This window comes from Pseudomonas sp. LBUM1657, from assembly GCF_059716075.1.
In genome coordinates, this window is sequence record NZ_CP166799.1 from 4,562,866 (window position 1) to 4,588,213 (window position 25,348).

At 61.3% G+C, this 25,348-nt stretch carries 13 protein-coding genes; 5 read left to right on the top strand and 8 right to left on the bottom strand.

Features of this window, described 5'->3' with window-relative positions; all coding sequences use genetic code 11:
- Positions 1 to 72: 72 nt before the first annotated feature.
- The 3 genes from ACA055_RS21035 to ACA055_RS21045 form a co-directional block, all read right to left on the bottom strand.
- Complete coding sequence (locus tag ACA055_RS21035; RefSeq protein ID WP_497680400.1) at positions 73 to 558, bottom strand: GNAT family N-acetyltransferase; 486 nt, start codon at positions 556 to 558, stop codon at positions 73 to 75.
- A gap of 118 nt (positions 559 to 676) precedes the next feature.
- Positions 677 to 2,002 (bottom strand): ATP-binding protein, encoded by a 1,326-nt coding sequence (locus ACA055_RS21040; protein ID WP_497680401.1) that lies wholly within the window; start codon positions 2,000 to 2,002, stop codon positions 677 to 679.
- Entirely contained in the window at positions 1,999 to 2,679 is a 681-nt protein-coding gene (locus ACA055_RS21045; RefSeq protein ID WP_497680402.1) for a response regulator, read from the bottom strand. Before ACA055_RS21045 ends, ACA055_RS21040 begins: the two co-directional genes overlap by 4 nt.
- 198 nt (positions 2,680 to 2,877) lie before the next feature.
- On the opposite strand from ACA055_RS21045, the gene ACA055_RS21050 reads away from it, so the two are divergent.
- The 4 genes from ACA055_RS21050 (at position 2,878) to dsbG (ending at position 7,350) form a co-directional block, all read left to right on the top strand.
- Positions 2,878 to 3,858, top strand: coding sequence for a tetratricopeptide repeat protein (locus ACA055_RS21050; protein WP_497680403.1), 981 nt, complete (start codon positions 2,878 to 2,880; stop codon positions 3,856 to 3,858).
- Positions 3,859 to 3,998: 140 nt separating this feature from the next.
- Positions 3,999 to 5,741: a protein-disulfide reductase DsbD gene (gene dsbD, locus ACA055_RS21055; protein WP_497680404.1), complete on the top strand. Its 1,743-nt coding sequence runs from the start codon at positions 3,999 to 4,001 to the stop codon at positions 5,739 to 5,741.
- Entirely contained in the window at positions 5,741 to 6,607 is an 867-nt protein-coding gene (locus tag ACA055_RS21060; RefSeq protein ID WP_497680405.1) for a TlpA family protein disulfide reductase, read from the top strand. The genes dsbD and ACA055_RS21060 overlap by 1 nt, the downstream gene beginning before the upstream one ends.
- Positions 6,583 to 7,350: a thiol:disulfide interchange protein DsbG gene (dsbG, locus tag ACA055_RS21065; RefSeq protein WP_497680406.1), complete on the top strand. Its 768-nt coding sequence runs from the start codon at positions 6,583 to 6,585 to the stop codon at positions 7,348 to 7,350. The genes ACA055_RS21060 and dsbG overlap by 25 nt, the downstream gene beginning before the upstream one ends.
- A gap of 148 nt (positions 7,351 to 7,498) precedes the next feature.
- Here dsbG and ACA055_RS21070 read toward each other — a convergent pair whose 3' ends face one another.
- Both ACA055_RS21070 and ACA055_RS21075 read right to left on the bottom strand, forming a co-directional pair.
- Entirely contained in the window at positions 7,499 to 8,311 is an 813-nt protein-coding gene (locus ACA055_RS21070) for an alpha/beta fold hydrolase (RefSeq protein ID WP_497680407.1), read from the bottom strand.
- Positions 8,312 to 8,531: 220 nt separating this feature from the next.
- Complete coding sequence (locus ACA055_RS21075; protein ID WP_497680408.1) at positions 8,532 to 21,515, bottom strand: non-ribosomal peptide synthetase; 12,984 nt, start codon at positions 21,513 to 21,515, stop codon at positions 8,532 to 8,534.
- A gap of 372 nt (positions 21,516 to 21,887) precedes the next feature.
- On the opposite strand from ACA055_RS21075, the gene ACA055_RS21080 reads away from it, so the two are divergent.
- Positions 21,888 to 22,436 (top strand): RNA polymerase factor sigma-70, encoded by a 549-nt coding sequence (locus ACA055_RS21080; RefSeq protein ID WP_497680409.1) that lies wholly within the window; start codon positions 21,888 to 21,890, stop codon positions 22,434 to 22,436.
- A 156-nt stretch (positions 22,437 to 22,592) separates the two neighbouring features.
- Here ACA055_RS21080 and ACA055_RS21085 read toward each other — a convergent pair whose 3' ends face one another.
- The 3 genes from ACA055_RS21085 to ACA055_RS21095 all read right to left on the bottom strand — a co-directional run bounded on the left by ACA055_RS21085 (position 22,593) and on the right by ACA055_RS21095 (position 25,221).
- Positions 22,593 to 23,606 carry a GNAT family N-acetyltransferase gene (locus tag ACA055_RS21085; RefSeq protein ID WP_497680410.1) on the bottom strand — a complete coding sequence of 338 codons (1,014 nt, stop codon included), beginning with the start codon at positions 23,604 to 23,606 and terminating at the stop codon, positions 22,593 to 22,595.
- Positions 23,607 to 23,706: 100 nt separating this feature from the next.
- The gene (locus tag ACA055_RS21090; protein ID WP_497680411.1) at positions 23,707 to 24,501 is read right to left on the bottom strand and encodes a substrate-binding periplasmic protein; all 795 of its coding nucleotides are present in this window, start codon (positions 24,499 to 24,501) and stop codon (positions 23,707 to 23,709) included.
- A 93-nt stretch (positions 24,502 to 24,594) separates the two neighbouring features.
- On the bottom strand, positions 24,595 to 25,221 hold the full coding sequence (locus tag ACA055_RS21095) for a TetR/AcrR family transcriptional regulator (RefSeq protein WP_497680412.1): 627 nt from the start codon (positions 25,219 to 25,221) through the stop codon (positions 24,595 to 24,597).
- Positions 25,222 to 25,348 lie beyond the last annotated feature (127 nt).

The following is a 25,348-nucleotide window of genomic DNA, read 5'->3' on the forward strand; positions in this document are numbered from 1 at the left end:
GGGCGCACTTGCAGGTTTTCCTGTTCTGGAAACGCATCAGACGTTCAAGGATTTAGACCCGTGATCAGCTTTCTACACAGGTGGCACCAGACCTTTGTGCATGGGAATGGCGTGGAGGCCCCCGACCATGAAGGTCTGGGCGCAGGGCTGGTAACCCAGATGACGGTAAAACGCCTCGCTGGTCCGGGTGCTGTTGAGTCGTGCCGTACGCAACCCCTGATCAATCAACCAGCCTTCGAGATCCTGCACCAGCGCTTGTCCGGCCCCCCGACGAAACCATTCCGGCTGCACGTAACAGAACGCTACCTTGCCGCTGATCGCGGCCATGGCCACACCGACCGGTTTGTCCTGCAACAAGGCAATGTTCAGGTACAACCGTTGGTCCGTGAGCCACGGCTGAATATGGTCGATGGTTTTGTTGTGGGTCCAGGTAGCAACGGTAAGCGGTTCGTTGCGGTGGTCGAGCGCGCAACCGACGCGGATGGAACGCTCGATGATGCGGCTGATGATGCCGGCGTCGACCGGGGTTGCCTTGCAAATGTGAATCGATGCATCCATGGCGCTGTTACCTCAATCCATTGAGTCAAGCTGCCGGGGACGATAGCGCTGCGGGGGGCGGGTGGCTAATGGAGAGAGGTTACATTTGATGTGCAACGCAGCACTAATGTGGTGCTTGTCAGACCGGCTGCAACGGCATGCTCAGCTCAACCCGCAACCCGTCCGGCCGGCTGTCGAAATGCAGGGTGCAGCCGCAACGCTGGACGATGGCCTGGACAATGGCCAGGCCGAGACCACAGCCGGTGCTTTGGCCGTTGCGCCAGAAGCGTTGGGTCAGGTGTTGCAGGTCGTCTTCGGCGATGCCCGGGCCATGGTCGCGTACTACGAACTGCACGCGGTTGCCGGTGGTTTCCAGACTCAACTCCACCGCCCCGTCGTCCGGGGTATGGCGCAGCGCGTTGTCCAGCAGGTTACGCAGCGCGGCAATCGACAGCACCGCAGGCATTTGCACCGGAGCGTGAGACATCCTGGCCGGCAACTGAAACTTGATGCGCTGACGATCACCGCTGCCCGCGTCCTGAATCGCCAGTTTCGCCACTTGTTCGGCGCTGCATTGCACGCCATCGTCGAACGACAAACTGCCCTCGACCCGCGCCAGCAGCAGTAATTGTTCAAGGGTGCGGTGCAGGCGATCGGCACCCTCTTCGGCCCGGGCCAGGGACTGATCCCGGGCCGCGCCGTCAGTCATGCGCGCCACTTGCAGGTGGGTCTTGATCGCCGTCAGCGGGCTGCGCAATTCGTGAGCCGCGTCACCGGTCAGGCGGCGTTCTCGTTCGATGGTCTTGCCGATCCGTTGGAACAGCTGGTTCTGCGTGTCGAGTAACGGTTGCAATTCGCTGGGTAGCGGCTGGATCTGCAAGGGTTCCAGGGAATCGGCGCTGCGGCGCATCAAGGCATCGCGCATGCGGTTGAGCGGCGCCAACCCCTGGCCGATACCCAGCCAGAGCAGGCACAGGCAGCCAAGCAACGCCACGCCCACCGGCACCGAAGCAGCCAGCAGAATCGACATGTTCAGGGCTTCACGCTCGATCTGCCGGTCGGCGGTGGTGATGCGCAGATCGCCGCGGGCCAGGGTGAAGCTGCGCCACGGCGCGCCGTCGATCATTTGATCATGGAAGCCCATTTTCTCGGCTTCGAGGGTTTGTTGCGGATCCGTGTGACTGCGAGCGAGGATTTCGCCACGCAACGAGCTGACCTGGCACGCCATGCCGCCGGGAATGTTCAGTTGTTCCGCACTGAAATGGGTGCCTTCGCCCTTGCTCGGCAACGCTGGCAATTGCTCCATCAGGCCGGCGACCATGCGCGCCGACGCCACCAGCCGCTGGTCGAGGGAAAACATCATTTGATTGCGCAAGTCGCTGAGCATCCAGGCCGCAGCCAGGGCCCAGATCAGCGCAAAAGCGGCGCCGAGTGTCAGGCTCAGGCGCAAACGCAGGCTCATCACTTTGATTGCTCTCCGCCATCGGCCGGCCCCAGGCGATAGCCCAGGCCGCGCACGGTCTCGACAATCCCGTTGCCGAGTTTACGCCGCAGGTGATGGATATGGACGTTGAGGGCGTTGCTTTCCAGTTCGTCGTTGAAACCGTAGACGCTGTCTTTGAGTTGTTCGGTGGACAGCACCCGCCCACGGTTATGCAGCAAGGCCTGCAACAGGGACTGCTCACGCCGGGACAAATCCACCGGCTGGCCGCCGAGCAGGGTTTCGCGACTGCTCGGGTCGTAGGTCAGGCGGCCATGTTCGATCAGGTTGACACTGCGCCCTGCCACCCGGCGCAACAAGGTGTGCAGGCGCGCGGCGAGTTCACGCAGGTCGAAAGGCTTGAGCAGATAATCGTCGGCGCCGGCCTGCAATCCGTCGACGCGGTCGGTGACCGAGTCCCGAGCCGTGAGGATCAACACCGGCAATTCCAGACCGTTGTGGCGCAACTGCTGCAACAACTTGAGGCCATCTTCGTCAGGCAAACCCAGGTCGAGCACCATCACGTCGAACTCGGCCACCTTGAGCATCGCTCGGGCGGCGGATGCCGTGGCGACATGCTCCACGGTCAGGCCCTGGGCGGTCAGGCCGGCGACAATGCCGCTGGCGATCAGCTCATCGTCTTCGCAAACCAGTACGTGCATGGGGGAACCTGTAGAAAAGCGTTGATTAAAAGGGCACCGGATTAAACCAGGATTATGCCTTGGGCTGGCGATTGCTGTTTGTTCTCAAGACTGGTGGTTCGCCGAGCGCCCTATACATATGTAACGCACCCGCGCCTTCTCGCCTGAATAACCTGTGTTGCGTACCACCCAAATCATCCATCAACACAGGTATTGACTATGTATACACACTCATCCGCTTTGACGACGCTGTTCAGCTTGCTCAATGCACTGAGCTCGCTGATTACCCGGTTGACCGATCAGCAAGAAAACGCCCGGAAAAAGGGTCTGGAACTTTACAAACTGGGGGAATTCCGGGAATCGGAGGCTTATCTGACCATTGCCGCCACGGCTGGGGATCGTGAATCGCAGTACGCACTCGCAGAAGTTATCAGACGCCGGGAAACCAGCCTCAAGGAAGAGGATAAAACCCACGCCGACAAAGATTGGTACGCGCTGGCAGCGGCTCAGGGTGACATCTACGCCCTGCTGCGATTGGCTGATGACGCGTCCCTCGAACAGGCCAAAACACTTGCGCAAGCGCGTGTCGCCAGCGGCGACGGCGACGGCGACGGCGAAGCCATGTTGCAACTTTATGAAATGACCAAAGATATCGCCTGGCTCAAAAAATCGGCTGAAGCAGGTTTTCTGGAAGGGCAATACATACTGGCAATCGTGTACGACACGGACCACACCCTGATTCCGGATGCAATTGAACGCCGAGCCACTATCGACAGCTGGCTCAAACGAGCCGCCGAGGCGGGGTTCTCCCGAGCGATGAACTGGTACAGCAACCGCCCCCCCATCAGTCATGATCTTCCCGCCAGGAAAGAGTGGCTGATCAAAAGAGCGCAATTAAACGATATCAACGCCGTGCTCGATTACGGCTATGGGCTCGGTGGCGTTTTTGAGGATGAGGACGGCGTCGACACCGAATATGGCTTCGAGAAGGATCTGATCAAAAGTTACGGCCTCATTTGGCTGGTGCTCGATACTTCTCGGGAATCCACGCGCTACAGCACCGCACTGGACAATCTTTCAATCATCGCCCAAGACATGTCCAGCGCTGACATAGAAGCGGCCAAGACATTTGCGCAAGAGTGGAAGCGTACGCATCCGCCGATGTCGGAATTCAGATTGACCTATAGCGATCTTCGGTAAGTCACCGAGGGCGATTCGCGCTGTCAGTCCAGGGTTTCAGCGCGAATCAATCTGGCAAACCAGCCTGTCCATCTCGTTAACACCCGGTTAATCGGCAGCCATCATCGTGCTCGACAATTGCAATTTCTAAGGCTTTGTCGATGCGCGGTATTTTTGTTTTTTTCCTCTGGCTGTGCGCCAGCCTTGCTCAAGCGGCGCCCGGGAACAATCCGTTCGAAAGCAAACCCGACTTTCTCCCCGTCGAAAAAGCGTTCATCTTCACTTCCGAGCGCCTGGAGTCGGGTGAAACCCAGCTGTTCTGGCAGATTGCCGACGGTTACTACCTGTACCAACAACGACTGAAGTTCGATGGATTGCCTGCGGAGCAAAAACCGGTACTGCCTGAAGGTGAAGCTCACAGTGACGAGTTTTTCGGTGAACAGCAGGTCTATCGCCAGGGCTTGGAACTGAAGATCCCGGCCGGGGCCACGGGTCAAATCAAGGTGGGGTTCCAGGGCTGTGCCGATGCTGGTTTGTGTTATCCGCCGCAAACCCAGGTAGTTGATCTGGGCGGCAAATCTGCTCCGCCTGTGGCCAACCAGGCGCCGGATCAAGCCTTGGCCAGCGACCTGCAACAACGGGCGCTGGGCTGGAGCCTGCTGGTGTTCTTTGGCTTGGGGCTGCTGCTGGCGTTCACCCCGTGCTCTCTGCCGATGCTGCCGATTCTGGCCGGTTTGATCGTCGGCAGCGGCGCCACGCCCAAACGTGGTTTCGCCCTCGCCAGCAGTTATGTCATCAGCATGGCGCTGGTGTATGCGGCGATGGGCGTCTTGGCGGCGCTGCTCGGGGCCAACCTTCAGGCGCTGCTGCAAAATCCTTGGTTGCTGGGCAGTTTTGCCGCGGTGTTTGTGCTGCTGGCGTTGCCGATGTTCGGTTTCTTCGAGTTGCAACTGCCGGTGGCCGTGCGCGACCGGTTGGAAAATGTCTCGCGCAGTCAGCGCGGGGGCAGCCTGATCGGCGCCGGTGTGCTGGGGGCATTGTCCGGTCTGCTGGTGGGTCCGTGCATGACCGCCCCGCTGGCCGGCGCCCTGCTCTATATCGCGCAAAGCGGCAATGCGCTGCATGGCGGGCTGATTCTGTTTGCCATGGGCATCGGCATAGGGGTGCCGCTGTTGTTGCTGGTGACCGTCGGCAATCGATTCCTGCCTAAACCCGGCGCCTGGATGAACCTGCTCAAAGGTGTGTTCGGCTTCTTGTTCCTTGCCACCGCGTTGCTGATGCTGCGCCCGGTGCTGGATCAATCCCTGTGGGTCGGTTTGTGCGGTGCTTTGCTGTTGATCGCTGCCTACAGCGCCTGGAAGCAGTCGGAAGGCTTTGGTCGCATCGCCCATCTGTTCGGTGCCAGCTCGCTGCTGCTGGGCGTGTGGGGCAGCCTGCTGATGGTCGGCGCCGCCGGTGGCAGCGATGATCTGCTCAAACCGTTGCAGGTCTACCGCGCGTCCAACTCGGCCGTTGCCGCCGTTCCAACGGGCCATGACGCCTTCACTTCCATCAAGGACCCCGCTGCGCTCCAACGAGAACTCGACGCGGCACAGGCTCAGGGCCAATGGGTGCTGCTGGATTACTACGCCGACTGGTGCGTGTCGTGCAAGGTCATGGAAAAACAGGTCTTCGGCAAACCCCAGGTGCTGCAAGCCCTGAGTGATGTGCGCTTGCTACGGCTGGACGTCACCGCCGACAATGCCGCCAGCCGCGAATTGCTCGGCCGTTATAAAGTGCCGGGGCCACCGAGCCTGCTGTGGATCGGCACCGACGGCGTCGAGCGTCGCAGCCAGCGCATCACCGGTGAGGTCGATGCCGACACTTTCCTGCAACGCTGGACCACCACCCGAGACGCCCGTTAATGCTGACCTTTACCCTCGGCACTTTTGCCATCGCGCTTAATCACCTGCTGCTGATCAGTGCATTGGCGCTGGCGACGTTTGTCGGCTGGCGGGTGGCCAAGCGCGGTGGCGAGAATCCCGAGTCGGTGCTGTTCAGCCTGTTCCTGCTCGGTATGCTGGCGGCACGGGTGGGTTTCGTGGCCGTTTATTGGGCCCATTATCGTGACGATCCGTGGCAGATGATCGACCTGCGCGACGGTGGTTTCCTCGCCTGGCCGGGCGTAATCGTGCTGCTGCTCGCCGCGTTGTATCGCGGCTGGCGGCGTCCGGGCTTGCGCCGTCCCCTGGGTTTTGGCGTGGGCAGCGGCCTGGCGTTCTGGCTGCTGGCGACGTTCTCCCTGGCGATCTACGAACAAGGCACGCGCCTTCCGGAAATCACCCTGCGCAATGCCGCCGGTGAAATCGTGCAACTGTCCGACTACAAGGGCGGCCCGTTGGTTATCAATCTCTGGGCCACCTGGTGTCCACCGTGTCGCCGGGAAATGCCCGTGCTGGAAAACGCTCAGCAACAGCGCCCGGACCTGACCTTCCTGTTCGTCAATCAGGCCGAAAGCATGCAAAGCGTCAGCACCTTTCTGGAAACCCAGGGCCTGAGCCTGTCCAACGTACTGTTCGACGGCAGTGGCCGTTTGGGCCAGGCCGTCGGCTCCATGGCATTGCCGACTACGCTGTTCTATAGCAACGACGGTCGCCTGCTGGGCAGCCATCTTGGCGAACTGTCAGAAGCCAGCCTGGCCCGCGCCCTGGAAAACTTCGACACCCCGAATCCCGCCACACCGGCCACCTCCTCAAGGAAACTGCCATGCCCCGCCTCCGCCACCTGCTGACGCTGACCCTCGGTGCAGCCCTGCTGCACCTGCCGTCGGTGCAGGCTGAAGAGCTGCCTGACGCCATCAAGAAGATCGAAGCCAAAGGCGCGAAAATCGTCGGCCAGTTCGATGCGCCGGGCGGTTTGCGCGGTTATGCGGCGCAATACCAGAACCGCGGCATGGCGTTGTACCTGACCCCGGATGGCAAACATGTGTTGCTGGGCAATCTGTATGACGCCGACGGCAATGACCTGAGCTCCGCGCCCTTGCAGAAACTGGTCTATGCACCGATGGCCAAGGAAGTGTGGGGCAAGATGGAAGCGAGCAACTGGATCGCTGACGGCAACAAAGACGCACCGCGGGTGGTTTACATGTTCAGCGACCCGAACTGCCCTTACTGCAACATGTTCTGGGAACAGGCACGGCCGTGGGTGAAGGCCGGCAAGGTGCAACTGCGACACATCATGGTCGGCATCATTCGCGAAGACAGCCCCGGCAAATCCGCCACGTTACTCGCCGCCAAGGACCCGCAGAAAGCATTGGAAGAACATGAGAAGGCTGGCAAGGGCAGTAAACTCAAGGCATTGAAAGATGTGCCACCAGCGATTCAGGCGAAACTGGCGGCGAACATGCAGTTGATGGAAGACCTGGAGTTGTCTGCAACTCCGGCAATTTTCTACATGGATGACAAAGGCGAGTTGCAACAGCAACAAGGTGCACCGTCGCCGGACAAGTTGATGAAGATTCTCGGGCCGAAGTAAGTATTCGGCCGTCGAATTTACGGTGATAACACTGACGCCATCGCGGGCAAGGCCGCTCCCACAAGGAACGGTGGTGAACACATCATTTGTGCACACCATAAAATCACTGTGGGAGCGGGCTTGCCCGCGATGGCGTCATCAAGATCGACTAATTTCTCTCAGCCAGAAACTTCAGCAGCGCCTCAGTGACAAACTGCGGGTTCTCCAGATTGGAGATATGCCCCGCCTCCGGCACCAGTACATAAGGGCAGCCGATCAACTCGGCCATCTCTCGGGTTTCGGACGGTGGTCGCGGTTTGTCCTGATCACCACACATCACCAACGTGGTTTCAGGATTGAGCTCGCCCAGGCGCGGCAACAAATCATCCCGACCAAACGTGATCCGCCCCATCGGCACGATGCTCTCCCGCAGACGTTGCGGCGGCAGCGCGGCCAGTTTGGCGCGGAAGTCCTGGTACAGCGCCGACTGCGGATCGATCCCCGGCCGGAAGAATATCGGCACCACGATATCCAGCAGCTGCGGCGAGATCACACCGGTGTCTTCGATCTGCTTGAACAGTGAGAAATAGTATTGGCGAGTCGGTTCCGGCTCGACACCGACGTAGGTGTCCATCAGCACCAGACCGTTCAGCCGCTGCGGTGCCGACAGTGCCAGACGCACGCCCCACATGCCGCCGACCGACAAGCCGACCAGCGTCACCCGGTCGATATCCAGATGATCGAGCAGCGCCAAGGCCTGGCGTGCCACGTCGTCCAGCGACGATGTGCCTTCAGGCAGAGGTCCGGATTCACCATGGCCCCAGAGGTCCAAGGCAATGACCCGATAGTGCTGCGACAGCGCGGCAATCTGCGGCGCCCACATGGCTTGGTCCCACAGATAACTGCCGGCCAGCAGAACCGTGGGGCCCGTGCCTTGATCAATGTAGTGAAGCGCTTGTCCGTCTACCGTTACGAAGGGCATTGACTGTCTCCGCGTGAAAAAATGGAGGAGGAAGACTGAGCCGCTGACGGTCCGTAGTCAATCGCGAGGATGTACTCGTTTGTACAGGGTGCCTTATGGTGTCTGGGCTGATGCCTTCGCGAGCAAGTCCGCTCCCACAGTTGACCGCGTACTCATGGTAGACACGGTCTAATGTGGGAGCGGGCTTGCTCGCGAAGGGGCCTTCATAGACGCTAAAGAATCAAAGGCCCTCCAACGCCGCCATCAGATCATTCAACCGATCCGCCTTCTCCTCGGTGATGTCGCTCGCCGCCAACCCGTCGATGTACTCGGCCAACTCTTCCACCGTGCTGCATTCGAACATTGCCCGCAAGGGCACATCACGTTGCAGGGCTTTCTGCACCCGCGAGGCAATTTGCGTCGCCAGTAGCGAATGCCCGCCCAGTTCGAAGAAGTTGTCGCGAACACCCACCTTCTCGACCTTCAGCACCTCGGCCCAGATACCGGCCAGGGTCTGCTCCAGTTCACTGCGCGGCGCCTGGTAGTCCTGGCTCTGCAACTGACCGATTTCCAGGGCCGGCAGCGCCTTGCGATCCAGTTTGCCGTTGGCGTTGAGCGGCATTTTGTCGAGCCACAACCAGTGCAGCGGCACCATGTATTCCGGCAATTCGGCGCGCAGGCGTTGTTTGATGCGCTCCAGTCGTTCAGTCGGATTGAGCGCCGAATCCACGGCTACCAGATAACCCACCAGATGCTTGCCGTTCACGCCTTCCTGCACACCCACCGCCGCCTCGCGGACTTCCGGTTGTTCGTGCAAGCGCGCTTCAATTTCACCCAGTTCGATGCGGTAACCGCGAATCTTCACTTGATGGTCAATGCGCCCGACGTATTCCAACACGCCGTCGCTGCGACGACGGGCCAGATCGCCAGTGCGATACAACCGGTCGCCCGGTTCACCAAACGGGTTCGGCACAAACACCTGAGCGGTGCGCAACGGGTCGCTGACATAGCCGCGCCCGACCCCGGTGCCGGCGACGCACAATTCACCCACCGCGCCCAACGGCACCAGTTCCAGCGCTCCATCGAGCAGGTACAAACGGTTGTTGTCGGTGGGCGTGCCGATCGGCAAATAACTGCCGCGAGTCGAAGCCATGTCGACGCGGAAAAACGCCACGTCGTCCGAGCATTCCGCCGGACCGTAGGCATTCACCAGCCCGATGTCCGGATAACGCAGCAGCCATTGGTGCGCCAGTTCCGGCGGCATCGCCTCACCGGTCGGCAGCATCCAGCGCAACCCGTCGAGGCTCATGCGGTCCTGGGCGAGCATGCCCTGAATCAGCGATGGCACACTTTCCAGCACGGTGATGCCATGGCTCTGGACATGCGCCAGCAAACCTTGCGGATCGTGGGCGATGGTGTTCGGCACGATGTCCACCCGAGCACCGAACAACGGCGCGGCGAGGAACTGCCAGACCGAAATGTCGAAGCTTTGCGAGGCGGTCTGGGCGATCACGTCGGCATCGCTCAGATTCAGATACGGCAGCTTGCTCAACTGATTGTTGAGCATGCCGCGCTGCTCGACCATCACACCCTTCGGCAGACCCGTGGAACCCGAGGTGTAGATCACGTAGGCGAGGTTATCCGGCCCGCTGTAAATGCCCGGATTGGCGACAGACACATCACTCTCCTGCACGTCCTCCCAGACCAACAACTTCGGCCGGTTGGCGCAACCGAACTCATCCAGCAATGCCACGGCTTGCTCGCGACACGCCTGGGTGCAGACCAGCAACGGCGTGCGACTCAGGTCGATGATCCGGCTCAGGCGCTGACTCGGCAGGCCTGGGTCCAGTGGCAGATAACCGGCACCCGCCTTGAAGCTGCCGATGATCATGCCCAGCAAATCAAGATTGCGTTCGGCGAGCAACGCCACCGGTTGATCGAGCCCGACACCGGCGGCGACCAAGGCATGACCGAGGCGGTTGCTGCGCTGGTTCAGCTCAAGGTAACTGTGCTGCTGATCCAGGCAACTGGCGGCCACGCGCTGCGGATGTTGAGCGACCTGGGCTTCGAACAACTCGATGTAGCTTTGCTCCAGCGGGTAGTCGTGTTCGCTCTGGTTGCAGCCATGAATGAGGAAGTCCTGCTCCTCGGCGCCCAACAGCGGCAAGTCGGCCATGTCGCCATGGAAACCTTCCACCAGCGCCAGCAGCAAGCGCTTGAACTCACCAAGCATGCGCTCGACGGTGGACTCGTCGAAATAACGCTGATCGTAGGACAGGTGCAGGCCCAGGTCATCGCCCGGATAACACACCGCCGTCAACGGGAAGTTGGTGTGGGTGCGGCCCGAATCCGATGTCGCGTTAAGGCTTTGCGCACGGTCCAGCACCGAGACTTCCACGGGGGCGTTTTCGAACACGAACAGGCTGTCGAACAGCGGCTGGCCCTTGGGCAGTTCGCTGTTTTCCTGGATGGTCACCAGCGGCAAATACTCGTACTCGCGCAGCTGCATGTTGCTGTCGAGCAAGCCGCTCAGCCATTGGCGCACGCTGCAACGCTGATCGTCTTCCGGCATTTTCACCCGCAGCGCGATGCTGTTGATAAACAGCCCGACGGTACGCTGCATCTCCGGCATTTCCACCGGGCGCCCGGCCACCGTGACGCCGAACAACACGTCGCGATCACCGCTCAAGCGGCGTAGTACCAAGGCCCACGCTGCCTGGGCGAAGGTGTTGATGGTCAGCTGATGGGCCTGGGCCAGCTCCCGCAGTTGCGCACCGTCACGGGCATCGAGCCGGGTGTAACGGTCGCCGACGATCATGCCGCCGCTATCACCGGCATGTTCGCGCAGGAACGGTCGGTCGCTCGGAATCGGCGTGGTCCGCTCGAAGCCTTGCAGGTTGTGTTTCCACCACTGCCGCGCTTCGGCCAGGCTCTGGCGTTGCAGCCAGCCGATGTAGTCGCGATAGCGCGGCGGCACGGCCAGTTGCGCTTCCCGGCCTTCGCCGAGGGCAGTGTAGATCTCGAAGAAATCGTTCATCAGCAACGAACGGCACCAGGCATCGATGAGGATGTGGTGGTTGCTCATCATGAACCAGTAACGCGCCGCGCCTACCTTGATCAAACGCAGGTGGAACGGTGCCTGGTTGAGCAAATCGAACCCGGCCTCGCGCTCGCTTTTGAGCAGCGCTTGCAGCTTTGGTTCTTGCTCGGCTTCGACGATAGCCGTCCAATCCAGATACTCGATCGGTGTGCTGCCAGGCTTGTGAATCACTTGCAGCATGTCTTCGCCGACGTTCCAGCAGAACGATGCGCGCAGGGCTTCGTGACGGGCGATCACCGCTTGCCAGGCCTGGGCGAACCGCTGTGGGTCGAGTTCGCTGTTGATGCGGTAGCGATCCTGCATGAAGTAAAGGCCGGTGCCCGGTTCCAGCAAGGTGTGCAACAGCATGCCTTCCTGCATCGGGGTCAGCGGGTAGACGTCTTCGATGACGGCCGCCGGAATCGGCAGCGCATCGAGTTGCGGCTGAGTCAGTTTGGCCAGGGGGAAGTCCGATGGCGTCAGGCCGCCCGCATCGTCGTTCAGGCAATGTTCGATCAGGCTTTGCAATTCGCCGAGGTAAGCATCTGCCAGGTCGGTGATGGTTTGCGGATCATGGCGTTCGGCACTGAAAGTCCAGCGCAGCACCAGTTCGCCGCCGTAGACCTGACTGTCGACGCTCAGCTCATTGGGCAGCGGGGCTTTTGGATCGTGTGCGGCACCGACCGGCTCATCCAGCGGACGGAACAACGCGTCATTGCCGAAGCTTTGGTCGAACTGGCCGAGGTAGTTGAAGGTGATCGGCGCCACCGGCAGCGCGGCCATGGTCGTGCGGCACAGGTCGTCGGCGAGATAACGCAGTACGCCATAACCCAGGCCTTTATGTGGCACGGCACGCAGTTGTTCCTTGATCGCCTTGATGGATGCGCCCTGCTCTTTCTCAGGCATCAGACGTAGCGGATAAGCGCTGGTGAACCAACCGACGGTGCGGGTCAGGTCGATCTCATCGAACAGGGTTTCGCGGCCATGGCCTTCAAGTTGAATCAGTGCCGATTCGTGACCGCTCCAGCGGCACAGCACGCGGGCCAATGCGGTCAACAGCAGATCGTTGACCTGGGTGCGATAAGCACTTGGGGCTTGTTGCAGTAATTGACGAGTCCGCTCGCTGTCGAGGCGCACGCTGACGGTTTGCGCATGACGATTCTGCCGGCCGCCCTCGGGACGCTCATACGGCAATTCGGCGCTTGGACCTGCCAGTTGCGCCTGCCACCAGCTCAGTTCTTCACGCAAGGATTCGCTGCCGGCATAGGCCTGCAAGCGTGCGGCCCAGTCCTTGAAGGCACTGGTTTTCGCCGGCAGTTTGACCGACTGTCGAGCGTTCAGTTGGCGATACGCCGTTTGCAGATCATCCAGCAAGACCCGCCACGAGACCCCGTCCACCACCAGGTGGTGAATGGCGATGAACAGCCGTTGCTGGTCTCGCGGACCGTCGACCAGCAAGGCACGCACCAGCGGCCCCTGTTCGAGGTCGAGTGTGCGCTGGGCATCGGCGAACAATGTGGCGCATTTGTCCATGGACGGCACGCGCACCTGCCACAGCACCGCAGCGTCGGAAACCGCCTGGTGCCCGGCCTGCCATTGGCCTGCCACTTCCGTGAAACGCAGGCGCAAGGCGTCGTGCTGTTCGATCACCGCCAGCAGCGCTTGCTCCAGGCGATGGGGTTCCAGCGTCACGGTCGGCTCCAGCAGCAATGCCTGGTTCCAGTGTTGACGCTCGGGGATGTCCGTGTCGAAGAACCAGTGCTGGATCGGCGTCAGGCGCGATTCGCCCGTGAGCAAACCTTGCTCGGCCGTCACTTGCTCGGTGCGGGTGGCCACGGCGGCAAGGGTCTGCACGGTCTGGTGCTGGAACAGGTCCCGCGGGCTGAAGTGGATACCCTGCTGGCGCGCACGACTGACCACCTGAATAGACAGAATCGAGTCGCCGCCCAGTTCGAAGAAGTTGTCGTTGAGGCCGACCTGTTCGACGTTCAGCACTTCGCACCAGATCCCCGTCAGCGTCAGCTCAAGTTCGTTGCTGGGTGCCACGTAGTCCTGACGATTGAGCTCCGGGTCTGGCGCTGGTAGCGCACGGCGGTCGAGTTTGCCGTTGGCGGTCAGCGGCATGCTGGCCAGCAGAATCAGGTGCGTCGGCACCATGTAATCCGGCAGTTGCGATTTGAGGTGCGCTTTGAGGGATTCGCGCAGTGCGGCGTGTTGCGCTTCGTCCTGTTCGGCGACCTCGGTCACCAGATAGCCGACCAATTGCTTGCCACTCGGTGCATCGAGGGCCAGCACCACCGCTTCGCGTACCGACGCGTGTTCCAGCAGACGGGTTTCGATCTCGCCCAGTTCGATGCGGAAACCGCGAATCTTCACTTGATGGTCGATGCGCCCAAGGTACTCCACCAGACCATCGGTGCGCTGGCGCACCAGGTCGCCGGTGCGATAGATACGCCCGCCGTTGTTGGCGAACGGATCCGCCACAAAGCGCTCGGCCGTCATGCCCGCGCGCTCGTGATAACCCTGCGCCAGACCGGCACCGCCAACGTACAACTCGCCGGTCGCGCCTTGCGGCACCAAGGCCAGATCGGCATCGAGGATGTAAGCCACACGAGCGCCGATCACGCTGCCGATCGGCACACTGCCCAGGCCTTCTTCCAGTTGTTCAGGCGCCAGACTGGCCAGCGGCATGACCACGGTTTCGGTCGGACCATAGGCGTTGAAGAACAGGCTCGGTTTGAACGCTGCGCGAATTCGCGCCAAGTGTTCGCCGGTCAGGGCCTCGCCGCCGGTGATGCACATGCGCACCGGCAGGGTTTCGTTCCGGGTCGCCAGCCATTGTGCCAACTGGCTGCCGTAGCTTGGAGTGAAGCCGAGAATGTTGATGTTGTGACGGCGGATCAGCCCGCAAATTTCTTCGGCGTCCCACTGGCCCTGAGCCCGCAGCACGACCTGTGCGCCGCTGAGCAATGGCACCAACAGACGCTCGGTGGCGGCGTCGAAGTTGATCGAATAGAAATGCAGCTCGCAGTCGTCCGCACGCATGCCGAAACGTTCGATCACGGCGCGGCAGTGCATGGCGATTTCCCCGTGGGACACCACCACGCCTTTCGGCTTGCCGGTGGAGCCCGAGGTGTAAATCAGGTACGCCTGATGTTGCGGCAGGCTGATAAACGGCAACTCGGTGGCCGGGTAATTGGCCAGTGCGGCGGCGTCGTGTTCGAGGCACCAGCGCGCGACGGTGGCCGGCAGTTCACCGAGGGCATCGAACATCGCGGCGTCGCTGAGCAGCAGGCCGATGCCGCTGTCTTCGATCATGTAGTGCAAGCGGTCCAGCGGATACTCCGGGTCCAGCGGCACATAGGCACCGCCCGCCTTGAGGATCGCCAGCAGGCCGATGACCATTTCCAGGGATCGCTCCAACGCCAGACCGACCCGAACCTGCGGCCCGACACCCCGCTCGCGGAGCATCCAGGCCAAGCGATTGGCGCGGCTGTCGAGTTCGGCGTAGCTCAGGGTTTTCCCGGCGAAGGTCAGTGCCGGCGCATCCTTGCGCACCAATGCCTGCTCGCTGAACAGGTGATGAATGCACTGATCCAGACGGTGTTCGCCCGGCTCGATGCCGAGGCTGTCGAGCAGGTTCTTCTGTTCCTTGACTTCAAGAAGCGGCAGCTCACTGAGGCGCTGTTGCGGATCAGCCAACAGCGCTTCGAGCAGATTGCGCCAGTGCCCGGCCATGCGCGCAATGCGTGGTTCGTCGAACAGATCGGTGCTGTAGGTCAGGCAGCAACCCAGGCGATGGTCGAGGTCGGTGACTTCCAGGTTGAGGTCGAACTTGGTCGCCCGGGCATCGTTGGCCAGGTACTCAACGGTCATGCCGGCCAAAGTGCGGCTCTGTTGGAACTCCCAGCGCTGCACGTTGCACATTACCTGGAACAGCGGGTTGTAAGCGGCGCTGCGCGGTGGCTGCAGGGCTTCCACCAGATGATCGAACGGCAGGTCCTGATGGGACTGGCCTTCGATCACGGTGTGGCGAACCTGCTCGAACAACTCACCCACGGACATCTGCCCGTCGAGCTGGCAACGCAACACTTGGGTGTTGAGAAACGCGCCGATCAGCCCTTCGCTTTCCGGACGAATCCGGTTAGCTACCGGCGCGCCAATACGCAAATCGGTCTGGCCGCTGTAGCGGTAAAGCAGCACGGCCAGCGCGGCGGTCATGGTCATGAACAGGGTCAGACCGTTTTGCGCGTTGAAGGCACGGACCCGGGCGGCGAGGTCATCGCTCAGGTCGAAACGGAACAGCTCACCCTGGTGACTTTGCACCGGGGGACGCGGACGGTCGGCCGGCAGTTCCAGCAGCGGATGTTCGCGACCCAGTTGCGCAGTCCAATAGTCGAGTTGGCGCTGGCGCTCGCCGGACTCCAGCCACTGACGCTGCCAGACGCTGTAGTCCAGGTACTGCACCGGCAACGGTGCCAGCGGTGATTCGCGGTCATCGACGAAGGCTTCGTAGAGCGCGCTCAATTCCCGGGCGAAGATGTCCATCGCCCAGCCTTCGGTGACGATGTGGTGCAAGGTCAGCACCAGGTAATGTTCCTGCTCGGCGGTCTTGACCAGGCAGGCCCGCAGCAGCGGTCCGGTTTCCAGGTCGAACGGCCGGTGAGCTTCGTCATCCGCCAGTTGCTGCACCTGCCATTCGCGGCTGGTGGCATCCAGCGCAGAGAAATCCTTCCAGTCCATGCGCATGCCGGCGTCCGGGTGCACCTGTTGCCGAGCCACGCCGTTGACACTCGGGAACGTGGTACGCAGGGTTTCGTGGCGCATGATCAGCGCTTGTAACGCCGCTTCGAAGCGCCCGACATCGAGCACCCCGCGCAGCCGCGCCATACCGCCGACGTTGTAGGCCGGGCTGTCCGGCTCCATCTGCCAGAGGAACCACATGCGCTGCTGGGAATATGACAGCGGCACCGATTGGCTGCGGTCGACTGTCTCGATCGGCGGTTGTTTGTTGGTGTTGCCGCTGACTTGAATCAGTCGGACCTGTTCGGCAAATGCGCCCAGCTCGCTGTTCTCGAACAACGCTCGCAGCGGTAATTCGACGTCGCAGGCCTGACGGGTGCGAGAAATGATTTGCGTGGCCAGCAGCGAGTGGCCACCGAGGGCGAAGAAATCGTCGCGCAGACCGATTTGCGCAAGGCCCAATACTTCGCGCCAGATGCCGGCGATTTGCTGCTCAAGGGCAGAGACCGGTTCAACGTGTTCGCGGATTTGCCACTGCGGTTCCGGCAGGGCACGACGATCGAGTTTGCCACTGGGGCTCAGGGGCATTTCGTCCAGACGCATCAGCTGCGCCGGGACCATGTATTCGGGCAGTTCAGCCGCCAGCGCAGATTTCAGGCGCGCGGTTTGAGCGTCTTCAGTTTCGTTGGTTTCATTTGCAGTGTAGTAACCGATCAACTGTCCGCCGGCCGCTGTTTCGCGCACCAGCACCACCGCTTGAGCGACGCCGTCCTGGGCCAGCAGCCGCGCTTCGATTTCTTCCGGTTCGACACGGAAGCCGCGCAACTTGACCTGCTGATCGAGACGGCCGAGGTATTCGATCACGCCCTCGGCGGTCCAGCGTGCACGGTCACCCGTGCGGTACAAGCGTGCGCCCTGCTCGCCCAGTGGATCGACCACAAAGCGTTCAGCGGTCAGCGCAGGACGGCCGAGGTAGCCTCGGGCCAGGCCGATGCCGCTGATGCACAGCTCACCCGGCACGCCGGCCGGCACTGGATTGAGCTCGCCATCAAGTACACGGCACAGCACGTTGCCCAGTGGACGACCAATCGGCGAACGCTCGCCATCGGCCGTTGAGCAGTGCCAGTGGGTCACGTTGATCGCGGTTTCGGTCGGGCCGTAGCGGTTGTGCAATTGAACGGCGGGCAGTTGTTGCAGCACGCGGTTGCGCAGTTCGGCAGGCAAGGCTTCGCCGCCAGAGAACACACGGCGCAGGCTGGTGCATGCGGCAGTGAGCGGTTCGTCGATAAACAGCGCAAGCAACGGTGGCACGAAGTGCAGCGTGGTCACGCCGTACTGCTGAACCAGCTGCGCGATACGGTGTGGATCACGGTGTTCACCGGGGCCGGCGATCAGCAACCGCGCCCCTGTGATCAGCGGCCAGAAGCACTCCCACACCGACACGTCGAAACTGATCGGCGCTTTTTGCATCAACAGGTCGGTTTCGTTCAGGCGATAGGTGTTCTGCATCCATTGCAGGCGTTCGGCGAGGGCCGCATGGGTATTGCCGACGCCCTTCGGTTGGCCGGTTGAGCCAGAGGTGTAAATCACGTAGGCCAGGTTTTCGCCGTGCAAATGCAGACCCGGCGTATGGCTCGGCCAGCTCTCCAGATGCAGGGCGTCCATGGCGATCACACTGACGCCGTCGGTGGCAGGCAGGCGATCAAGCAACTGGGTTTGCGTCAGCAACAATTCGACGCCGCTGTCATTGAGCATGTAGGCCAGGCGTTCGGCCGGGTAATCCGGGTCCAGCGGCACGTAGGCGCCACCGGCCTTGATGATCGCCAGCAGGCCGATCAGCAGTTGCGGCGAACGTTGGGCAGCGATGGCCACGCAGACATCCGGGCCGACGCCTTTGTCGCGCAGGTAATGGGCCAGGCGATTGGCCTGGGTGTGCAGTTCGGCGAAGTCCAGCTGACCGCCGTCCCACATCAATGCAATACGTTCCGGGGTCAGGCGCGCTTGTTCATTGAGCAGTTCCGGCAGCCATTGGCTGGCCGGAGTGCACGGTGCGGCGCTCCAGGCCGATTGCTGATCGTGCTCGCACGGCGTCAGCAGTGGCAGGTCGCCGATGGCGGTTGTCGGTTGCTCACAGATGGCCCGCAACAGGTTGGCGAAATGCTCGGCCAGACGTTCGATCGTCGCGGCGTCGAACAGCTCGCTGGCGTAGTCGAAGGACAGGCTCAGACGCCCGTTGCGGTCTTCCTCGCTGTGCAGTTGCAAGTCGAACTTGGCTTCGCGGCTGTGCCATGGCAACTCTTCGGCAAGTAATCCAGGAAGGCGACGCAGTGCGCTCAAGTCGCGCTGCTGGTGGTTGAACATGACCTGGAACAAGCCTTGTTCGCGCGCCTGCGGGAACGCTTCGAGCAGTTGTTCGAACGGCAGATCCTGATGGGCCTGCGCGCCCAATGCGGCGTGACGGGTTTGCGCCAGCAGTTCATCGAATGGCAGCCGCGAATCCACCTCGGCGCGCAGCACCTGGGTGTTGATGAAGAAGCCGATCAGCCCCTGGGTTTCCAGGCGCGGACGGTTGGCGTTGGGCACGCCGATGCGGATGTCGCGCTGGCCGCTGTAGCGGTGCAGCAAGCTCTGGAACGCCGCGAGCAACACCATGAATGAAGTTGATTCATGGGTCTGGGCGGTCTGGCGAATGGCATCACTTAAGGTCGCGCCCAAACGCACGGTGTGGCGAGCGGCGCTGTGAGTCTGTTGCGCCGCGCGCGGATGGTCGGTGGCCAGGCTCAGGGTCGGGTGCTCGTCGCCCAGCTGCGCCTTCCAGTACGCCAGTTGCCGCTCGCCCTCACCTTGCGCCAACCACTGGCGCTGCCAACTGCCGTAGTCAGCGTACTGGGTCGGTAGCGCCGCAAGCGCCACCTGTTGTCCTTGGGACGCCGCCGCATACAGCCGCGAGAACTCGTCGATCAGCACGTTCAGCGACCAGCCGTCAGCGATGATGTGGTGCAGCGTCACCAGCAGTTGGTGATCTTCATCATCAAGACGTACCAACGTCACCCACAGCAACGGGCCTTTTTCCAGATCGAACTGGGTGCGCGCTTCGTCCTCTCGGATTTGCAGGGCACAGGCTTCACGCTCGGCGATGGGCATGTCGCTGATGTCGATCAATTGCAGATTAAAAATACCCGCGGCACCGACCTGTTGCAGCGCCACACCGTCACGTTCGAAGAAGCGCGTGCGCAGGGATTCGTGACGCTCGATCAGTTGCTGGAAACTGGAGCGCAAGGCGTCTTCGTCCAGTTCGCCGCGCAGGCGTAAAGCGCCGGGAATGTTGTAGGCGCTGCTGTGCGGGTCGAGTTGCCAGGTGATCCACAGACGGTTTTGTGCCAGGGATTGCGGCATCGCTTCTGCGCGCGACAACGTGGTGATCGCGCCTTGGGCCAGCCCGCCGTCCTGTTGTTGCGCAGCGACAGAGGCGGTAAACGCACCCAGCGTCGGCGCTTCGAACAGCAGGCGCAGATTCAGCTCCAAACCGAGTTCTTCGCGCAGACGCGCGACCACTTGAGTGGCGGCGATGGAGTTGCCGCCAAGCAGGAAGAAGTGGTCGTCGGCGTTGACCTGCTTGACCTGCAACTGCTCGCACCAGATCTGGCCGATCAAGGTTTGCAGCTCGGAACCTGACGCTGTTCCGGATCCGTTTTCGACTTCTGCCGACGGGAACACCGCATAGCTGTCGAGGCTGCCGTCCGCCAGACGATTGCGGCACGCCGAGCGTTGCAGTTTGCCACTGGAGGTCTTGGGCAGCGCGCCCGGATTGAGCAACACCACCACGCTCGGCGCTTCCTGATACGCCTCGGCCACGGCTTGGCGAATGGCCTTGATCAAGGCGTCGGGCGGGAGGATTTTCTGCACGCTGCGGCTGATTTCCGCCGCGATGCCAATGCCTTCCTGGCCGTTGATGTTGACGGCAAAAGCGGCGACACGACCTTTGCGTACCACTTCCACTTCGCGCTCGATGGTCTGTTCGATGTCTTGCGGATAAAGGTTGTGACCGCGAACGATCAGCATGTCTTTCAGGCGGCCGGTGATGAACAATTCACCGTTGCACACAAAGCCCAGATCGCCGGTACGCAGCCAGGTTCGACCGACGTGCTGAACGAAGGTCTTGGCGGAAGCCTCAGGGTTGCGCCAGTAGCCGTGGGCGATGCTTGGCCCGGCCGCCCAGACTTCGCCGACAGCGTTGTCGGCCAGTTCGTTGAGCGCCATCGGATCGACAATCAGCACCGCGTGATCCGGCTGGCTGATGCCGCAGCTCATGATCGCGGCGCCCTCGCCCGGCTCGGCACGGTTCTGCGCCAGGGCCTGATCGTCCACCCGCAAGTTGCCAATGCCCTGGCCACGAGGGCTGCCGGCCACGAACAACGTGGCTTCGGCCAACCCGTAAGACGCCATGAAGCTGTCCTCGGTGAATCCGCAGGCCGCGAACTTCTCGGCGAAGCGCTCCAGGGTGTCGAGACGAATCGGTTCGGAACCGGAATACGCCACGCGCCAGCCGCTGAGGTCGAGGCGCTCCAAGGCCGATTCACTGACCCGCTCGCTGCACAATCGATAGGCAAAATCCGGCCCGCCGCTGATGGTGCCGCCGTATTCGCTGATCGCTTCCAGCCAACGCAACGGTCGGCCCAGGAAGTACGCTGGCGACATCAACACGCAGGGCACGCCGCTGAAAATCGGCTGCAACAGACCGCCGATCAGGCCCATGTCGTGGTACAGCGGCAACCAGCTGACGATCACGTCGTCGGGGTTCAGGTCGATGCCGAAGCCGTTGCGAATCAGCAGTTCGTTGGCCACCAGGTTGCCGTGGCTGACTTGCACGCCTTTAGGCAACGCGGTGGAACCGGAGGTGTATTGCAGGAACGCGATATCATCGTCTTGCAGATCCGGCGCGACCCAGCGTTCGGCCAATGCGCTGTCGAGGGTATCGACACAGAGCAATGGCGGAGCCCCTTCGATTTGCAGCAACGCATCGCGCAGGCCGGCGCTGGTCAGCAGCAGACGCGGCTCGGCATCGCTGATGATCGACAGCAGACGCTCCTGGTGATGACGACGCGTCGACTCCGGCGGATAGGCCGGCACCGCGATCACACCGGCATACAGGCAACCAAAGAATGCGGCGACGTAATCCGGGCCACTGGGAAACAGCAGCACCGCGCGATCACCCAACGCCGCCTCGGCCTGCAACGCGCCTGCAATGGTTCGCGCCCGCTGATCCAGTTCGCGATAACTGAGCACCACAGCCTGATCCGGGGTTTCGGCGAGAAAACGCAAGGCCACCCGATCCGGCGTCAGGGCCGCGCGGCGCTGGAGGGCTTGGACCAGATTGCTTGGGAGTTCGAACGCGTCGGTCATGAGGTTTCCTGCCTGAATTCGGCTTGCAAATGGAATCGGGTTTCTTACGTCACGCCCCATTCGAGGGCGTGCAGGACGCGGTCTTCGCCGACCGCGCAAGGCATTGGGAATGCTGTGGTAACCGGGACTGCCGCCCGGAACCATTCACCAATGAGAACGGATGACGTCTTGAAATAATTAGTCCGCGGGCTCGATCGTCAACTGGGCTGCGGTGCGGCAGCGTGTCGCAGTTCTCACTCTGCACCTTTGTGGATCATTAATTCTCTTTCTCAATTGACAATCATTATCATTCAACATAATTTGTCGCTCGATGTGTAGGGCAGCGCAGGTTGCTTGCCGCCCCACTAACCTATTTGCAGCAGGGTGATTTCCATGACGGAACAAGTATCCACAAGCAGGTGCGATTCACCGCTACTTCAGGCATTCGTCGACAATCGACTGATTCTGGTCAAGATTGCAGCCCGCATTACCGGCTGCCGGTCACGTGCTGAAGATGTGGTGCAGGATGCGTTCTTCAGGTTGCAGTCAGCGCCGCAGATCACGTCTTCGTTCAAGGCTCAGCTCAGTTACCTGTTCCAGATCGTGCGCAACCTGGCGATCGACCACTACCGCAAACAGGCGTTGGAGCAGAAGTATTCGGGCCCTGAAGAAGAAGGCCTGAACGTCGTGATCCAGGGCGCTTCGCCGGAAACCTCGCACATCAACTTCTCGACGCTGGAACACATTGCCGACGCGCTGACCGAGTTGCCGAGCCGCACCCGCTACGCGTTCGAGATGTACCGCCTGCACGGCGTGCCGCAAAAGGACATCGCCAAGGAACTGGGCGTCTCGCCGACGCTGGTGAACTTCATGATCCGTGATGCGCTGGTGCACTGCCGCAAGGTGTCGGGCAACCGCGTGGATACCTTCGCCCGTCGTTGATATCTGAAATTTGCGTCGCCCCCTTCGCGAGCAAGCCCGCTCCCACATTTGATCTCTGGTGTTCACAAATTTTTGTGTTCGCTGGAAATTCAATGTGGGAGCGGGCTTGCTCGCGAAGGCGGGCTCAAGATCAACGCAGACCTTGAGCCTTACCTGTCACGCCAACGTGCACCGATCAAAAAACCGCTCGCGCCCCAACACCATCAACGCTGCGCGCTTGTGCGGGAAATCGAACTCTTTCTCGCAGTGGAAACCCTGGTTCTGCATGTGCCCGATCATCTTCGCGTTGTCGGCACGAGGCTCGGCGACCACTCGCTGGGTGCGCGGATCGTCGAGAAACAGGTAATGCACCAGCGCCGATAACCAGCTCACCACCTTGTGCGGGCCGCGATGGTTCTCTTCGCCCACCAGCATGTGAATGCCACGGTCGTAATCGCCCGCATCGTAGAACGGGGCGATGCGATCTTCCTTGGCCCAGTAAGCTTCGAAATAGGCGAACGGCTGATCGTCGAAACAGCCGATCAGCGTCAGGGTGTGGGGATCGGCTTCGAGTTTGCTCAGGTATTCGCGATGCTTCTCCAGGCTGCCCTCCTCCTGCCAGAAACTCGCTACCCGCGGACTGTTCTGCCAGCGATTGAACCGCGCAAGGTCGTGATCGATGTCCACGGTACGCAGCGAAATCCACGCCCCCAGCCGCGCATCAAAGCGCCGATACACCTCGCCTCGCGGTTTCACCGGCCGCAATGGATGGCGCTTGCCGCCACTGATAACCATCTGCTGCGGATAACTGCTCGTCAGCGCCTGACCCAGCCAAGGCTGCGGCAGCTGCCAGAACAGCGTGCGTTCGCAACGATACTGGCCGGCGATATCGGTGGGGATCAACAAGCCGCTGAGCACGGCTTCGGCGGGTGCTTCATCGAGTTGCCAGGTCAGGTGATGGCAGGCCGGGTCGCGGGCAAACAGCCAATAACACGCCGCCCACACGGCTTGAGTGTCGGGGCGACCACTTCGTGCCTCAAGTTGCACCTGTAACGCTGGCGCGCGGTTGAGGCGTAGCTCGATCAGCGGCTGCCCTTCCAGGCTGAGGCTCAGTCGGCTTTCGGTTTCATCAGCTACAAGGCTACTGCCTGTCGGCAACGCCAGGGCAGTCAGGTCATTCGGATTGGGCATGGGTCGGGCTCACGATAATCGTCGACAGTTCAACGATGTGACGTGATCCCGCCCGGGAAATTTAAGAGAAGTCGGTAAATACGCGACCTGTGGCGCGATCTCAGTTGCCCGGTATCGGCACGACGGCGATTTTGTAGGGATCGAATATCTTCAGCATCTGGCCATTGTCCCGCAAACCCTGGAGCAACTTGCCGAATGCCTCACCGCTGATCGGTGCGGTGGGGCGAAGAATGGCGTAGTGATGATAGATCTGATCGATCCGCTGGGACACCAGCAACTGATTGGCGACTTTTTCGTTGCGCAGCAAGTAGTCGCTCAGGTAAGAGCGCGTCACCAAAGCAATGTCTGCCCGCCCGCGCAGCACCATCAGCAGGTTGCTGTCATGGGAATAGGTCAGCGTGGCGTTGTAGTCTTTCGCGAGAGTTTTAGGGTCGGCGTTGAAGTTGGCGAATTCGTAGTGATAACCACTGAACAGTGCCAGACGCTTGCCGGCGAGGTCGGCAAAGTAGTTCTGCGCGCGTTGAGGCTGGCAATGCGCGACAAAAATCTCGGCGTCTTCCAGGCCCATGTCGACGGTGACGTGGGGGATGTCTTTCCAGCCCCAATCGGGGTTCTCGAAAATCGCCATGTCCACCCGGCCTTGCTTGAAGTCACCGAAGCGCCGGGGAATGGAAGTCGGTACGAGCACGAACTGATACTCGCTTTGCAAGGCATTGAGCGCCTCGACCAGTTGCGGCAACAGCCCGGTGTCGGCGCCGGATTCCGGGCGCACGGTATAAGGCGGGAAATGTGCGGCACCGATCCGCACCAGTTGCGAAGCCTGGGACGGCACCATGCATAACGCCGCAAGCACCGTCAGCAAAAGCCGCGAGGCCATCCGAATTGGCGAAGACATCAAAACAACCCACTCCCCGAGAAAAGACGCATCAATGCATTCAAGCTAGGCGGTTTCGGCCAGTTAGCCAGTTTCCTGCTGACCAAGACAACACTATTGTTTCTCTTCCAACACCAGAATCAATGCTTCCTCGGCCAATTGATCGAGACTCATGCTGCCGCCCGTGCGAAACCAGGTGGTGGTCCAGGACAGTGCACCGGTCAAAAAACGTCGGGTGACGAACACATCGCCGCGGATGAAACCGGCGTCTTTGGCCTCCCCCAGCACCTGCAGCCAGAGGTCTTCATAAATGTCACGCAACGCCAACACTTTCGCCTGCCCGTCTGCGGACAGCGAACGCCATTCATAGACCAACACGGCCATGGCCTCGCCGCTGCCGCCCATGATCGACTGCAATTCGCAGCGAATCAGCGCCAGAACCCGCTCGCGCACGCTGTCGGCCTCGGCCAGGGAGGCACGCATCAACGCGGTGTTGTAGCGAATGGTTTCCTCCATCACCGCCCGCAGGATCTCGTCCTTGCTTTTGAAGTGATGAAAAATGCTGCCCGACTGAATGCCCACGGCGCCAGCCAGATCGCGCACCGTGGTGCGCTCGTAGCCTTTGTTGCGAAACAGGTGAGCGGCCACTTGCAGCAATTTGCCGCGGGCGCTGTCCGGGTCGGTCAATTGGCCGTTGTCGACCAACTCGCGCATCACCCTCAGGGCTTTTTGCTCGTCCACCCGTTCTCTCCTACAGTCGATCAATCAAATGCGCCGTTCACCCCCTAAAACTGCGGGGTTGCGCGGGCAATTTAAGCTGGCCGGGGCGACCAAGCAAGCGCTCGGGCAGAAGAAATTTAAGCCGTTT